This window comes from Cognatundibacterium squillarum (assembly GCF_014652435.1).
Classification (GTDB): Bacteria; Pseudomonadota; Gammaproteobacteria; order Burkholderiales; family Burkholderiaceae_D; genus Undibacterium; species Undibacterium squillarum.
This window is the reverse complement of the sequence record NZ_BMYU01000003.1, coordinates 119,993-133,082: the sequence shown is the minus strand read 5'-3', so window position 1 is coordinate 133,082 and position 13,090 is coordinate 119,993. Positions and strand designations below refer to the sequence as shown.

General features: G+C 54.5%; 13 protein-coding genes. 8 read left to right on the top strand and 5 right to left on the bottom strand.

The features are described 5' to 3' along the window. The first annotated feature begins 5 nt into the window (after positions 1 to 5). From IE092_RS07720 to IE092_RS07710, 3 genes are all read left to right on the top strand, one after another. The gene (locus IE092_RS07720; RefSeq protein WP_189356480.1) at positions 6 to 1,991 is read left to right on the top strand and encodes a M48 family metallopeptidase; all 1,986 of its coding nucleotides are present in this window, start codon (positions 6 to 8) and stop codon (positions 1,989 to 1,991) included. A 272-nt stretch (positions 1,992 to 2,263) separates the two neighbouring features. After that, a complete protein-coding gene (locus tag IE092_RS07715; protein ID WP_189356479.1) occupies positions 2,264 to 4,546 on the top strand; it encodes a TonB-dependent receptor plug domain-containing protein in 2,283 nt (760 codons plus the stop codon). 169 nt (positions 4,547 to 4,715) lie between these two features. Further along, complete coding sequence (locus tag IE092_RS07710; RefSeq protein ID WP_189356478.1) at positions 4,716 to 5,033, top strand: hypothetical protein; 318 nt, start codon at positions 4,716 to 4,718, stop codon at positions 5,031 to 5,033. 102 nt (positions 5,034 to 5,135) lie between these two features. On the opposite strand, the gene IE092_RS07705 is transcribed toward IE092_RS07710, so the two are convergent. The 4 genes from IE092_RS07705 to IE092_RS07690 form a co-directional block, all read right to left on the bottom strand. After that, a complete protein-coding gene (locus IE092_RS07705; protein WP_189356477.1) occupies positions 5,136 to 5,561 on the bottom strand; it encodes a BLUF domain-containing protein in 426 nt (141 codons plus the stop codon). A gap of 17 nt (positions 5,562 to 5,578) precedes the next feature. After that, the gene (gene folE, locus IE092_RS07700; protein ID WP_189356476.1) at positions 5,579 to 6,286 is read right to left on the bottom strand and encodes a GTP cyclohydrolase I; all 708 of its coding nucleotides are present in this window, start codon (positions 6,284 to 6,286) and stop codon (positions 5,579 to 5,581) included. Positions 6,287 to 6,382: 96 nt separating this feature from the next. After that, entirely contained in the window at positions 6,383 to 6,595 is a 213-nt protein-coding gene (locus IE092_RS07695) for a zf-HC2 domain-containing protein (RefSeq protein ID WP_189356475.1), read from the bottom strand. 2 nt (positions 6,596 to 6,597) lie between these two features. Continuing rightward, positions 6,598 to 7,155 (bottom strand): sigma-70 family RNA polymerase sigma factor, encoded by a 558-nt coding sequence (locus IE092_RS07690; protein WP_189356474.1) that lies wholly within the window; start codon positions 7,153 to 7,155, stop codon positions 6,598 to 6,600. Between the two features lie 100 nt (positions 7,156 to 7,255). On the opposite strand from IE092_RS07690, the gene argB reads away from it, so the two are divergent. The 5 genes from argB to IE092_RS07665 all read left to right on the top strand — a co-directional run bounded on the left by argB (position 7,256) and on the right by IE092_RS07665 (position 11,766). After that, positions 7,256 to 8,176, top strand: a complete 921-nt coding sequence (gene argB, locus IE092_RS07685) for an acetylglutamate kinase (RefSeq protein ID WP_189356473.1) — start codon at positions 7,256 to 7,258, stop codon at positions 8,174 to 8,176. Positions 8,177 to 8,218: 42 nt separating this feature from the next. Next, positions 8,219 to 8,938 (top strand): pyrimidine 5'-nucleotidase, encoded by a 720-nt coding sequence (locus tag IE092_RS07680; protein WP_189356472.1) that lies wholly within the window; start codon positions 8,219 to 8,221, stop codon positions 8,936 to 8,938. Positions 8,939 to 9,170: 232 nt separating this feature from the next. Next, complete coding sequence (locus IE092_RS07675) at positions 9,171 to 10,010, top strand: PhnD/SsuA/transferrin family substrate-binding protein (RefSeq protein WP_189356471.1); 840 nt, start codon at positions 9,171 to 9,173, stop codon at positions 10,008 to 10,010. Between the two features lie 204 nt (positions 10,011 to 10,214). Next, positions 10,215 to 10,790, top strand: a complete 576-nt coding sequence (gene slmA, locus IE092_RS07670) for a nucleoid occlusion factor SlmA (RefSeq protein ID WP_189356470.1) — start codon at positions 10,215 to 10,217, stop codon at positions 10,788 to 10,790. A 520-nt stretch (positions 10,791 to 11,310) separates the two neighbouring features. After that, positions 11,311 to 11,766: an Mpo1 family 2-hydroxy fatty acid dioxygenase gene (locus IE092_RS07665; protein ID WP_189356469.1), complete on the top strand. Its 456-nt coding sequence runs from the start codon at positions 11,311 to 11,313 to the stop codon at positions 11,764 to 11,766. Here IE092_RS07665 and IE092_RS07660 read toward each other — a convergent pair. Further along, positions 11,763 to 13,073 (bottom strand): sensor domain-containing diguanylate cyclase, encoded by a 1,311-nt coding sequence (locus IE092_RS07660; RefSeq protein ID WP_189356468.1) that lies wholly within the window; start codon positions 13,071 to 13,073, stop codon positions 11,763 to 11,765. The two genes, IE092_RS07665 and IE092_RS07660, sit on opposite strands and share 4 nt — an antisense overlap. Between the last annotated feature and the right edge of the window lie 17 nt (positions 13,074 to 13,090).

Below are 13,090 nucleotides of genomic sequence, written 5' to 3'. Positions count from 1 at the left end.
TCGTCATGAACAATTTTTTTGAGCAACAGGACCATGCGCGACGTGAAAGCCGCAAGTTGCTGATCTTGTTCGGGCTGGCTGTCACTGCCATCGTTGTGGTGGTCAACATCACGCTGGCAGTGGCGTGGCAATATGCCATGCGCGGCCACGGGCCGGTGCGCTATCCGCAGGGCTTTTTTATTGCGATCACGATAGGTGTGCTGTTGTTCATCGGACTCGGAACGCTGTATCAGATCTTTCAGTTACGCGACGGTGGTGATGCGGTTGCTGAAATGGCCGGTGGCCGTCTGGTGTCACCGGATTCCACCGATCTGCACGAGCGTCGTCTGCTGAATGTGGTTGAAGAAATGGCGCTGGCATCCGGCATCGCGTGTCCGAACGTGTACATACTGGACGAAGAAGACGGTATCAATGCGTTTGCCGCCGGTTTTCAACAGAATCAGGCAGTGGTCGCGGTGACACGCGGTACGCTGGAACGCCTGAATCGCGATGAACTGCAGGGCGTGGTCGGACATGAATTCAGCCATATTCTGAACGGTGATATGCGGATGAATATCCAGCTTATCGGCGTCTTATTTGGTATTCAGATGCTGGCGCTGTTCGGGCGCGAACTGTTTGAATGGGGTGCGCGCTTCAGTGGCGGTTCACGCAGCAAAGATGATAAAGGACCATCGCTCGGCATGATTATGCTGGTGGTCGGTATTGTGCTGTTTGTGGTCGGTTACGTCGGTATTTTTTTCGGACGTCTGATTCAGTCGGCAATTTCACGTCAGCGTGAATTTCTGGCGGATGCCAGTGCGGTGCAATTCACCCGTAACCCGCAGGGCATCGGTGGTGCTTTACAAAAAATCGGTGGCCTCAGTGTCGAAACAGGTTGCGGCTCTGCGATACAAAGCAGCAAAGCAGAGCAGTTATCGCATATGTTTCTGGGCGCGGCACGGCCATCATTTTTGTCCGGCATGTTTGCTACCCATCCGCCGCTGGAAGAACGGCTGCGTCGCGTGTACGGCAAAGATGTGCAGTTTGTACAAGCGGATGTACTGGATGATGACGAGTTCGGAAATGAAGGCAATACCCAGTCTTCACTGAGCAGTCAGTTCAGCAGTTTCAGCGGCGGCTCTGCATCCCAGCAAGCGTTTACTGCAGCGCAGAGTGGCGTGCATGGCGATGAAGGCTTTGGTCATCATGCAGGCAATCCGGCGCGGGCTGCTGATAACAGCCATTTACTCAAATCCGGCCTGGCAATGCCCGATGATGCGCGGGCGCTGGCACGCGAACCGCAGTCTGCGGCCTTGCTGGTCTGTGCAATGGTGTGTGATCAGTCGCAGACTGCACAGGCACAGCAACAGCAGCAACAGATTCTGCGCGCAGGTCTGGCGGACGCTGCGGCGCTGCAGGCTGCTTTACGGGCTGCAGCAGGTATCACGGCCTTGCAGCGTCTGCCTTTGCTGGATCTGGCGATGCCGGCGCTGAAACGTTTGCCGGAAAATACCCGCCAGCAATTGCTGAGCGTGGTGGCGGCGCTGATACAAGCCGATGGCCGCGTCAGTGAAACCGAGTTTGTACTGCAGGCGATTCTGGAACAAAGGCTGAATCCGCAGGCGGCCCGTGCGGTGAAAGTGCGCTACGCTGATCTGGTGCCTTTGCGCAAAGAAGTCGCGCTGGTGTTATCGCTGGTGCCGCAAGGCGATGCAGCGACCCGTCAGCAAATGTTTATGCAGGGCGCTGCTTCGCTGCGCAATCTGCAATTACAGGCGACAGACTGGACCAATCCCGATCAGCTGGATTATCAGGCGGTACGCGCTGCACTGGCGCAGCTGAATCAACTGGCACCGCTGGCAAAACCGATGCTGATACGCGGTATGCTGCAAATTGCGCAGGCACAGAACAGTCTGTCATCGGCACGTACCCATGAATTGCTGCGCAGTGTGTGCGCCGCGATTGATATGCCGGTACCGGATTTGCCAGCCATGCTGCAAGATCTGTCTTAAGAAAACGCTTTATAGTTTTATCCGTACTTCTGCACGCCATATCGCCACTCACCGGTGATATGGCGTTTCTTTTTCCGTTGCGTCATTTCTTTGCAAACGTGTTCCGGCGCATCGTCTGCTACGCATAGTATTGTGCTTTTATCTTTCAAAAAGATATAGATCAATGCATAAAATTACCGTATGCTGCTTTTTCTTTGCGGCAAGTAATCAGGTCTATGTCGCTGAATTCTGAATGTTTTTTATTGGTGGTTGAACTGATCCGGAGTGAGAGAGTGGCAGTGAAAACAATGCAGTGGGCGCTGGCAGGTCTGGCGCTGAGTGGCAGCACCTGGGCGCAAACAAATACGGTTTTACCGGCAGATGCCGTACCGGAAAAAAACGCAGCGCCTGCCGTCACTAAAGTTGGTGCAGCAAGCAATACAAACGCGGAACAGCCAGCCAGGGCCGCTCAGCCAGCAGCGCAAAAAGTCACGGTCAGCGGCGCAGCGGAAGATGCAGCGCGTGATTTCGCGGCGGCAAAAGTGATTATCGGTCGAGCACAGATTCGCGACAGTGGCTTACAGAATGTGAATGAATTACTGAAGCGGGAGCCAGCCATCACGGTCGGCAAAGACGGCAGGCTGGGTTTGCTCGGATTGCCCGGTTATACCCAGATTCTGATTGACGGTTTGCCGCCAGCCGGACGGGATATCAATAATATTGATCTGAGCGAAGTGGAGCGGATTGAAATCATCAAATCCTCCACCGCAGAAACCGGGCCTTTCAGTATTGCCGGCACCATCAATGTGGTGTTGCGCAAGCATATGCGCCAGCAAAGGCAAACGGTGTCTGCGCAAACGGGTCTGAACGGTAGCTCAGCGGAATTCAGCGGTGCATGGAATCTGAGTCAGTCCGATCCTGAAAGTCCGTTCAGCACCAATTTGCATTTGTCTTCGAGTCAGAAAGATAAACGCAGCAATTCCGTCGAACAGCAAACCCTGAATGCGGGCGGACTGGTGCTGCCGCAGTATCAGGCACAGCGCTACCGCTGGGAACGTTATCAGACTGTCGCGATGGCGTTTGAACTGGTGCGCAGACTGGAGCACGGCAGTCTCAGTCTGAAGCCGGGTGCCGGCGGGTTGCGGAATCAGACGGAAACTCAGGCAAGTCGTCAGTGGCAGAGCGGCGGCAGTTTGCTGACACACAGTCGTTCCCGCTGGGAGATGTCCAGCATACAGCTGCCGCTGAACTGGCAATATGAAGATGAGGACTGGGGCGAAAGTGAGCTGAATCTGCGCAGATCGCTGATGCGGAGCAGCGATAATTCTCAGCGTAATGACATCAGTGCCGGTACCTCAGGCAATGCCATTTCAGGCTTACGTGAAGACAGCTCTGAAGAGCTCAGCAACAGCTGGCTGATTGCGTTCACGCAGCGTAAAACCTTCAGCGGCGGGCACCGCGTTCGTGCCGGACTGCAGTTGGAACAAGACTTTAAGACACCTGAAAAGTCCTATCGTTATAACGGTCTGGCTGACAGCAGTCTGGCGGCACTGGGAATGCAGTATTCGCAATGGGAACAAAAGCGCCGCGTGTTTATTCAGGATGACTGGCGGGCGGATCCTTTGCTGGCAGTGAATGCCGGTGTATCGGTGGCGGAGCAGCGCAGCGAGGGGCAGGAAGTATCGGGCAATACCAGTGTCAGTTTCCGCGTGGTGTCGCCATCGCTGCACATCGCAAAAAAGCTGGCCGGCAATCCTAAACAACAGTTCCGTTTGTCGCTGGCACGCAGTTTAAAAGAAGTGGAGACCGACACCCTGCTGATGCACCCCTCGGTAAATTCACTGGCACCGTGTGTGCCCGGCGCAGCTTGCGGCGCCAACACGATAGATACGCCGGACAGCACCGGCAACCCGAATCTGCGTCCGGAAAAAGCACTGGCGCTGAACCTCAGTTACGAACATCCGCTGCAGGGTGACAGCAAACTGACGCTGGAAGCCTACACGCGCCAGATTCAGGGAAAGACCGGCACAGAGTTAGTGCAAATGCCGGTGGCGTGGGCAACGGTACCGCGCTGGGTGCAGCGTCCGGCCAATCTGGGCGATGCGGATGTGACCGGCGTGAATCTGGAATGGCGACTGAGTGCGAAAGACTGGCTGCAGGATGCACCGAAGCTGGATGTGCGCGGCAGTGCAGGCTGGGCCAGATCTGAACTGAAAGACTGGCCGGGGCCGGATAACCGTGTTGATGGCAGTCTGCCGTGGCGCGCTAAACTCGGTATGACATATCAACTTGCCGCGGCACCGGTGAAACTGGATATGAATGCCAGCTGGCAGCCTGGCGACTGGCTGCGCAATAACCTGAACCGCCGTACTTACAGCTCGCATCAGACCACGCTGGATGCCAGCGCCGCATGGACGATTAATCCGCGCGCTAAGCTGGTGCTGAACATGAGCGGTCTGCTGCGTCAGGACAGCAACCGTATCAGCCGCTATGAAACCAGCGCCGGTACGCTCGATACCCGTACCGTCACCGACGGGAATATGCGGGTCAGTCTGCGCGGTGAGTTCAGCTTGTAATTTGTCGCGGAGACTATGCAAAAGTCCGCATTCACCTGAAAAACCACCTGCCCGGAGCGCCAGTGTTTCTGCCGACATCCGGGATTTTGCTGGTTTTTTCTGTGCTGAACACCGCATTTAAGGCATTTTTTCGGTTAAACAACTTTCAGAGAAAAAACAGGAGATATCCATGGCACTACCCGCAGTTTTGAAAACTTTACTGGGCGTTGTTGTGATCAGTGTTTCGGTCTCGGCTGCCGGGCAAATCGATCTGGGTTCACGTAAGGCACGGCCGCGTGCGGAATGTGAAAAAGTGGGTGAGGTGCGCTTTACTGAACTTCACAAAGAAAGATCGGTGCTGCTGAAGCAAATAAAAGCCGACATCAGTGCTGAAAAAGATGAAGAAAAACTCAGGGTATTAAAAGAAAAAGAGCAGAAAGAAATCGCACGTATCCGGCAAAAAGCGAAGGATGATGCGATCGATATTTGTTCTGAAAATCCGGAATAAGCGCAGAGGTTAATCACTGCGGTAAATCGCACTGGCCAATCAACTGGCTAAAACAAAAGGCTGCCTACAGGCAGCCTTGTGACGATTCAGTGCTGGCAGAATTCAGATGCGGCCAACAATCGATGCGGTAGCCATCAGCTCATCCAGCAGTGCCATCAGCATTTTGCCGGACATAGTATGCGGGTCCAGCACCGGCAGCGGGGAATAGCGCAGCAGGATAGACGGATTCACGCGGCTCATATTCACTTGGCCCATGGTCCAGCCTGCATAACGGCGTTCCTGAATTTCTTCGTAATCGAGCAGCACCACATCTTTGTGACGCGGGTCGCGCAGGATATGTCCGTACAGCGCATTCACCGCTTCGCGGCCGCCTTCCAGTACCTGAATAAACACTTGCTCGGTGTGGCACAGCACGCCGGTAATGCCGTTTTGCGGATTGTGCGCATGCGATTGCTGCAGAATGGATTGCACGACATCACACACATTTTGTTCAGCCGGACGGCTGGCGTACAGCAGGCGGACTAGCATGATGCTCTCCTGTCGTATTAACGTTTAATCAGAGATAAAAATTCGCGGCGCAGATTCGGGTCTTTCAGGAAAGAGCCGTGCATCACGCTGTTAATCATTTTGGAATCGCTGTCTTTCACGCCGCGCCAGTGCATACAGAAGTGGTCGGCTTCCATCACAACGGCCAGACCATCCGGTTGCATTTTTTCCTGCAGCGCATCGGCCAGCTGCACCACGGCTTCTTCCTGAATCTGCGGACGGCTCATGATCCAGTCGGCAATACGCGCATACTTGGACAAGCCGATCAGATTCGAATGCTCGTTCGGCATCACGCCGATCCAGACTTTACCGATGATAGGGCACAGATGATGGGAGCAGGCGCTGCGCACGGTGATCGGGCCGATGATCATCAGCTCGTTCAGATGCGAGGCATTCGGAAACTCGGTCACCGAAGGCATGCTGACATAGCGGCCACGGAACACTTCGTTGATAAACATTTTCGCGACACGGCGCGCGGTATCCTGGGTGTTGTGGTCGCTATCGGTATCAATCACCAGACTTTGCAGTACTTCCTGCATTTTGGCAGCGACTTCAGCTTGCAGCTCCGGGAGTTCGCCGTCTTCAATAAACGCCGCAATATTGTCATTGGCATGGAAACGGGTATTGCTGGCGACGACGCGTTCGCGGATACGTTGTGACACCGGAATATTGACCGCCTTGTAAGCGGTGGAAGTCTCGTTGGACATACTGAGTTCCTGACAAAATAGTAGCGGATTGAGCAGAGCGCGTATGGTAACTGAAATCCTTCTTGTCTGTTGCCGGCGGCCGGTTTTTACAGCAGCTCAGGGCTGTTCTTTATCTTGTCCGGTATGCAAATGCTCAGGCAGCTGGCGCAGATTGTCACGCAGCATATGCATTTGCTGTTCAAAGCGGCTGCAGGCATCGCACATCGCCAGATGCAGACGCACTTGCGAACGCTCGCCCAGCGACAAGGGACGGTCCATGCCTTCCGATACCAGCTGGTGTGCCTCGCGGCATTTAATCAGTAATCCCATGCTTAACTCCTGTTCCCGAACCAGTGTAAATCCAGACATTCACGCAGACGCAGACGGGCGCGGTACAGCAGCACCCACAGATTAGACGAACTCAGGCCCAGATCCTGACAGATTTCTTCACTGGTGATATCCAGCCATTCGCGCATCAGAAAAACACGGGCAGTTTTTTCCGGCAGTTTTTCCAGACACATTTCCATGATGCGGAAAAAATCCTGCTGTTCCAGTTCGCTGTCCGGCGTGCGCCAGGCATTCGGCATTTGTACGGTGTGGCCGTTTTGCAGAAACAGGCTGTCGATCACATCGGCTTCATGTTCATCATCCAGCGGTGTCAGCGGCTGTTCGCGCTGCAGGCTGCGTAAGTGGTCGATGACTTTGAATTTCAGGATACCGGTGACATAGGTGCGCAGGCTGGAATTGCCCTGAAACGCATCCGGTTTTTCCAGTACTGCAAGCAGGGTTTCCTGCACGGCATCTTCAGCGGCGCTTTGCTGGCGCAATTGCAAAAAGGCAAAACGCAGCAGGGCGGGGCGCAGGTTTTCCAATTCAGCAAAAAGATTCATGCGGACAGGCTTTCTTCAAGACGGGAAATCGTAAAGTTTCGGGGTAAAATCCGGCACAACACACATTTTTCCTTCTTTTTGATTACAGGAAGCCCTCATTATGAGCGAAAAACAAGCGCACGCGGCAGAGACGGACAATCTGGACGGCGTCGAGCCATTTATTAAAGCGGAAATTCTGGCGCAGGCGCTGCCATACATCCGTAAGTTCCACGGCAAAACTATCGTCGTGAAATACGGTGGGAATGCGATGACAGAAGAACGTCTGAAACACGGCTTCGCACGCGATGTGATTCTGCTCAAACTGGTCGGTATGAACCCGGTCGTCGTGCACGGCGGCGGTCCGCAAATCGACAATGCGCTCAAAAAAATGGGCAAACAGGGCAATTTTATTCAGGGTATGCGTATCACCGACGAAGAAACCATGGAAGTGGTGGAATGGGTGCTCGGCGGTGAAGTGCAGCAGGATATCGTGATGCTGATTAACCACTACGGTGGTCAGGCAGTGGGTCTGACCGGTAAAGACGGTGGTCTGATCCGTGCCCGCAAAATGCTGATGCCGGACCGTGAAAACCCGGGTCAGATGCTGGATATCGGTTACGTCGGTGAAATCGAAGCGATTAATCCGGCTGTGGTAAAAGCGCTGCAGGACGACGCTTTCATCCCGATTATTTCGCCTATCGGCTTTGGTGAAGATGGTCAGGCTTACAACATTAATGCTGATCTGGTGGCCGGTAAGATTGCGGAAATCCTGAAAGCAGAAAAGCTGATCATGATGACCAATATTCCGGGTGTACTGGATAAACAGGGTAATCTGGTGACTGATCTGACAGCGCGTGAAATTGATGAAATGTTCGCGGACGGCACCATTTCCGGCGGTATGCTGCCGAAAATTTCTTCCGCACTGGATGCAGCGAAATCCGGCGTGAACACCGTGCATATTATCGATGGTCGTATCGAGCACTCGCTGTTGCTGGAAGTGTTGACCGAGCAAGCGTTCGGTACCATGATCCGCAGCCACTGATCTGTACTGCATGACAGATCATCACCTCGGGAGTGCTGTCTGATGGCAGCTTCCCGCTCCCGCCGCGTCTGGCTGTTCGATCTGGATAACACGCTGCACCATGCGTCGCATGCGATTTTCCCGGAAATTAACCGTCTGATGAATGCCTACATCGCCCGTGTACTGGGCGATGATCACGGCCCGGCCGATGCCGAGACCGTGAACCGGGTGCGGCTGGAATACTATCTGAAGTACGGCGTGACCATGCTGGGCATGGTGCGCCATCACGGCGTGGATGCCGAACATTTTTTGCAGGCTGCACATGATATCGATGGCCTGACATCCATGATCCGTGCCGAGCGCGGCCTGCGCCGCCGTTTGCGCCAGTTGCCCGGCAAAAAAATCTTACTGACCAATGCCCCTGCCGGTTACGCCGGTAAAGTTCTGCGCCATTTGCGTTTGCATACCCATTTCGATGCGCATGTGCCGGTCGAGCAGATGCGGGTGCACCGCCAGTTGCAACCCAAGCCCTCCGTGCGCTTCCTGCGCCATTTCCTTGCCCGTGAACGCTTGCGCGCCCGCGATTGCGTGCTGGTGGAAGACAGTGTCGATAATCTGCGTGCGGCCCGCAAACTGGGTATCCGCACGGTGTTGCTGCGTCATTACATTCCCGCCAGCGGCCGCAAACCGGATGGTCGCGTACGTTCCGCCACCTGCGTGGATGTGGCAGTACACGATATCAGACGGTTAAGTAATTACAGAAAAATCATTGGCAATTTGTAAAAGTCAAGCTTTTTAACGAATTATTTCGAATTTGGTTTGCATAAAAACGACAATTTGCGTAGAATTCCGCCTGATTCATTTCCTTATGGAAATAGCTTCTGAAAACCGCGTGGTTTGACGGCATGTTCCCTCGCCACCGGCTGTCCTGATCCAGCAGATCCCAGAGGATCGCCCAAAGCCCCCCTTTGAGCGGGGCGCATCGTTTTTACAATTCAATCTGATTCTGAGACCTATGATGAAATTACGTCTGTTGCTTTCGTGTTGCCTGTTACTTGCCGCTGCCCTGTTTTCTTCCACCGTTGCTGCTGCGCCTGCGTTGCGTCTGATCGTGCAGGAAGGTACTTCCAGTAGCGGTGAAGCTGACTACAGCACCAAAAAATACCAGCCGCTGGCGAACCAGCTGAGCGCTTATCTGAAACGTGAAGTGCAGGTGGTGGGTTTGTCGCCGCTGCGCCAGTTCGATCCTGAACCGATGCGTCAGGGCGATATTTTTCTGGTACGTCCGAATTCTGTCGCCGGTATGGCGATTCAGAGCCTGGGTTTTGTGCCGGTCGTCGGTCTGGAATCCGGCACCAAAACACAAGTGCTGATGATGGGCAATGCGAACCTGAAGCGCGCACTGAAATCGCCGGAAGAACTGAAAAAACTGCGCTTTGCGATGCCACCGGCAGACAGCGAAACGGCGCATGATGCGATGCGTATGCTGGAACAAATGGGCGTGCGTCCTGACCAGATGACGGTCTACAACGTGAAACTGCAGGCTACGATTCCATTCGCACTGGAAAACAAACTGGCGGACGTGGGTGTGGTGAAGTCGGATGCGACAGTGACACCGAAAATGGGTACAGCCGGTTACATCGTACTGGCTGAAAGTGAAAAGAAAGCACCGTGGGTTGTGCTGGCCAGCAAAAAAGTGCCGGACGAAGTGCGTGATCAGCTGCGTGTTGCTATGCAGGCTATGATGAACAATCCGGAACAGAAATCCACACTGCAATCGCTGCGTATTCAGAGCGTGCAGGATGTGAATGCGCAAATGTATCTGGATGCCTACAAGCGCTATCTCGGTAAATAATCTGCAGCGGTATGAATAGAGACAGACCCGGGCCTGCGCTGGCAGTCCCGGGTCTGTTTTTGTGTTTCTCTCCACAAATCCTTGCAGATTGCTTCACAGGAATGGCGGGTTTCACATAGAATCTCACCCCGCAGCGCTGGTTTCCGGCGCAGGAAAGCCGGTGGCCTTCCTCTTTTTCTGTATCACCTCTTACGAAGCAAAAACATGGCGAGTACCAAACCCGGCGAGCGTAAACTGCAGATTCTGCAAACGCTTGCAGCAATGCTGGAAAATCCCAAAGGCGAGAAGATCACCACCGCTGCCTTAGCGGCCCGCGTGGAAGTGTCTGAAGCCGCTTTATACCGCCATTTCGCGAGCAAGGCCCAGATGTTCGAAGGCCTGATTGAATTTATCGAATCGACCGTGTTCGGGCTGATCAACCAGATTACTGAGCAGCAGGAAAACGGCGTGATGCAGGCGCAGGCGATTGCCGCCATGCTGCTGAATTTTGCCGACAAAAACCGTGGCATGACCCGGGTACTGACCGGTGATGTGCTGGTAAATGAAGATGAGCGTCTGCAAGCCAGAATGAACCAGTTCGCCGAACGCATCGAAATGGCTTTCCGCCAGGCGCTGCGTATCGCTGCATCGCAGGGGCAGTTGCAGGAATCCGAAGTTTCCGCCCGTTCTTCCGCCCTGTGCAATCTGGTACTGGGCCGCTGGCTGCGTTTTGCCAAAACCGGTTTCCAGTATCCTGTGGCAGACGATGCCGCACTGCAGATCGCTTTACTGCTGCACTGATTTTTATCACTGTGCAGTAAGCGGCAGCGCTGACGACGCTGTTATCCCGCTCACCAATCAGTCAGAAAAGCACCGCCACTGAGTTTAGTTGCGGTGCTTTTTTCATTGCAGCGGACGCAGCACTCTGCAACGTTGCGCTGCGGGTGGCGCTGAAGCCGCTCAAAAACGCCTGAAATTGCCCGAAAATGCCCCAAATGCGGTGTTCAGCACAGCGATCCGGCGGTCGTCGGCAGAAAGTCCGGGCCTCACAAAATGTCAGATGACGATACTTGCACAATGCTGACTGGTTTTATGTGGTCTGCGACGATGAAAGAGCGGCAGAAGGCAGGCCGTCACGGCAGTGGTATGGCAGCGGCAGCCTGCCCTGTCTCTGCTGCATTTTTATGCACTGACAAGCATGCAACAAAGCAGTTCTCAGACCATCGCTTTCCGCAGTATGATGTCCCGCTGTGCTGATTCCTTCAGCACACATCACACCAGCAATCAGACCTCCTCAGGAGGCAATCGCGGAGACATCACCATGAACAATACGCAGAGCCCGGCGCGACGCCGGCCTGTTGACAGTTTGCTATGGCGCTACACCGAAAGCCACCGGCATCCGGTCAATGAACTGATTCATTGTATTTGTGTACCAGCCATCGTCTTTACCCTGCTCGGCATGATCTGGTCGCTGCATCCGCTGGCCGCTTACGCCGTGGTGCTGACGGCGCTGATTTACTATTTCTTTTTATCCTCGCGGCTGGCGCTGGGTATGTTGCTGATGGCAGCCTGTTTTCTGAGCGTGCTCGGCGCGTTACCGGTGACGCTGATCCGTCCGGTCTGTGCCGCCGTGTTTGTGCTGGCGTGGATTGGTCAGTTTATTGGTCACCATATCGAAGGCAAAAAGCCGTCTTTTTTTGAAGACCTGCGCTTTTTGCTGATCGGTCCGCTGTTTGTGCTGGGCGTGCTGTACCGCCGTTTGCGCATACCGTATTAAGGCGTTTTCGGCAGCGTGGTGCCGGACGGCGTATGCAGGTTGGGGTCGAACAGACTCCAGTGATTGCGCCCCGCCGCTTTGGCCGATTGCAGTGCCAGATCAGCATTGCGCAGGAACAGACGCTGTTCCACCGCGTGTAAAGGGCAGCAGGCAATGCCGATGCTGCCGGTCACCATCAGCGAACGTCCCTGCAGAATCAGCGGTTTGCGAATCGCCAGCAATAAACGCTCTGCCAGCTGACGCACCGTATCCAAATCCTGAATATTCGGCAGAATCGCGGCAAATTCGTCGGCACTGACACGGCACAAGGTGTCGGTATTGCGTAACACTTCGCGCAAGCGCTCGGCAATCGCACGCAACACCAGATCGCCGGTTTCAAAGCCATGTTCATCCGTGATCTGGCGGAACTGATCCAGATCGATAAACATCAGCGCGAGCATTTCTCCGGTGTCGATGGCCTGTTCCACGCTGTTGGTGATCAGTTTGTGGAAATAATGGCGATTCGGCAGTTTGGTCAGGCTGTCGTGATTTTCCAGAATCGCCAGACGGTTTTCTTCCGCACGCTGTTCACGCAGTGCGCTGTGGGTATCGGTTTCCCAGCTTTCCATGCGCGCCAGCATCAGGTTCAGACTGGTTTGCAGCGCACCGAACAGGCGCTCGCGATCCGGCGTGACGCGCAGGCTGTAATTCGACAGGCTGTTGACCTGTTCCAGCGTAGTGACCACTTCTTCCAGCGGTTGCAGCAGCTTCAGTTGCTGTGCCACCATCCAGCGCACCAGCAGCCAGCCCAGCAGACCGGCAAACGGTAATCCGGCCAGAAACAGAATGCCGGCAAACTGCCATACCGGCAGCATGCTGACTTCCACCCGTAACTGACCGCGCAGACCACCGGAATCGGTAATCGGCGTTTGCAACACTTGTACGCTGAAAGTCTGGCGCAGACGCAAACCGTTCATGACCGATGTCAGGCGCACGGATTCCGGCGCAATCAGATTGCCGTTGGCCCATGCCACCACGGTTTTTCCTTCCCGCCCGACCACGGTGACGGATTCCCAGTGTGAGTAATTACTTGCGTTCAGTGTCTGATTCTGTATGGCGCGCAAATCGCCGGTAATTAAATGATCACCCAGATTACTGGCCAGAATCTGCACTTCCTGCCTCAACGCAGCGGAACGCTGCTGCCAGAAAAACAGTGTACTGATCAGTGTCAGTGCGCACAAAACACAAAGACAAAAGATGGCAGCCAGCCGCAATTGCTGGTGATACAAACGGGTACTGATCGGTAAACTGAAAGAAGGCGTCTTCATGGAGGCAAACGTAAAAA

Coding starts and splice junctions, on each gene's coding strand:
- IE092_RS07720 (WP_189356480.1), top strand. CDS start 6: ATGAACAATTTTTTTGAGCAACAGGACCATGCGCGACGTGAAAGCCGC.
- IE092_RS07710 (WP_189356478.1), top strand. CDS start 4,716: ATGGCACTACCCGCAGTTTTGAAAACTTTACTGGGCGTTGTTGTGATC.
- IE092_RS07705 (WP_189356477.1), bottom strand. CDS start 5,561: ATGCTAGTCCGCCTGCTGTACGCCAGCCGTCCGGCTGAACAAAATGTG.
- folE (WP_189356476.1), bottom strand. CDS start 6,286: ATGTCCAACGAGACTTCCACCGCTTACAAGGCGGTCAATATTCCGGTG.
- IE092_RS07695 (WP_189356475.1), bottom strand. CDS start 6,595: ATGGGATTACTGATTAAATGCCGCGAGGCACACCAGCTGGTATCGGAA.
- IE092_RS07690 (WP_189356474.1), bottom strand. CDS start 7,155: ATGAATCTTTTTGCTGAATTGGAAAACCTGCGCCCCGCCCTGCTGCGT.
- argB (WP_189356473.1), top strand. CDS start 7,256: ATGAGCGAAAAACAAGCGCACGCGGCAGAGACGGACAATCTGGACGGC.
- IE092_RS07680 (WP_189356472.1), top strand. CDS start 8,219: ATGGCAGCTTCCCGCTCCCGCCGCGTCTGGCTGTTCGATCTGGATAAC.
- IE092_RS07675 (WP_189356471.1), top strand. CDS start 9,171: ATGATGAAATTACGTCTGTTGCTTTCGTGTTGCCTGTTACTTGCCGCT.
- slmA (WP_189356470.1), top strand. CDS start 10,215: ATGGCGAGTACCAAACCCGGCGAGCGTAAACTGCAGATTCTGCAAACG.
- IE092_RS07665 (WP_189356469.1), top strand. CDS start 11,311: ATGAACAATACGCAGAGCCCGGCGCGACGCCGGCCTGTTGACAGTTTG.
- IE092_RS07660 (WP_189356468.1), bottom strand. CDS start 13,073: ATGAAGACGCCTTCTTTCAGTTTACCGATCAGTACCCGTTTGTATCAC.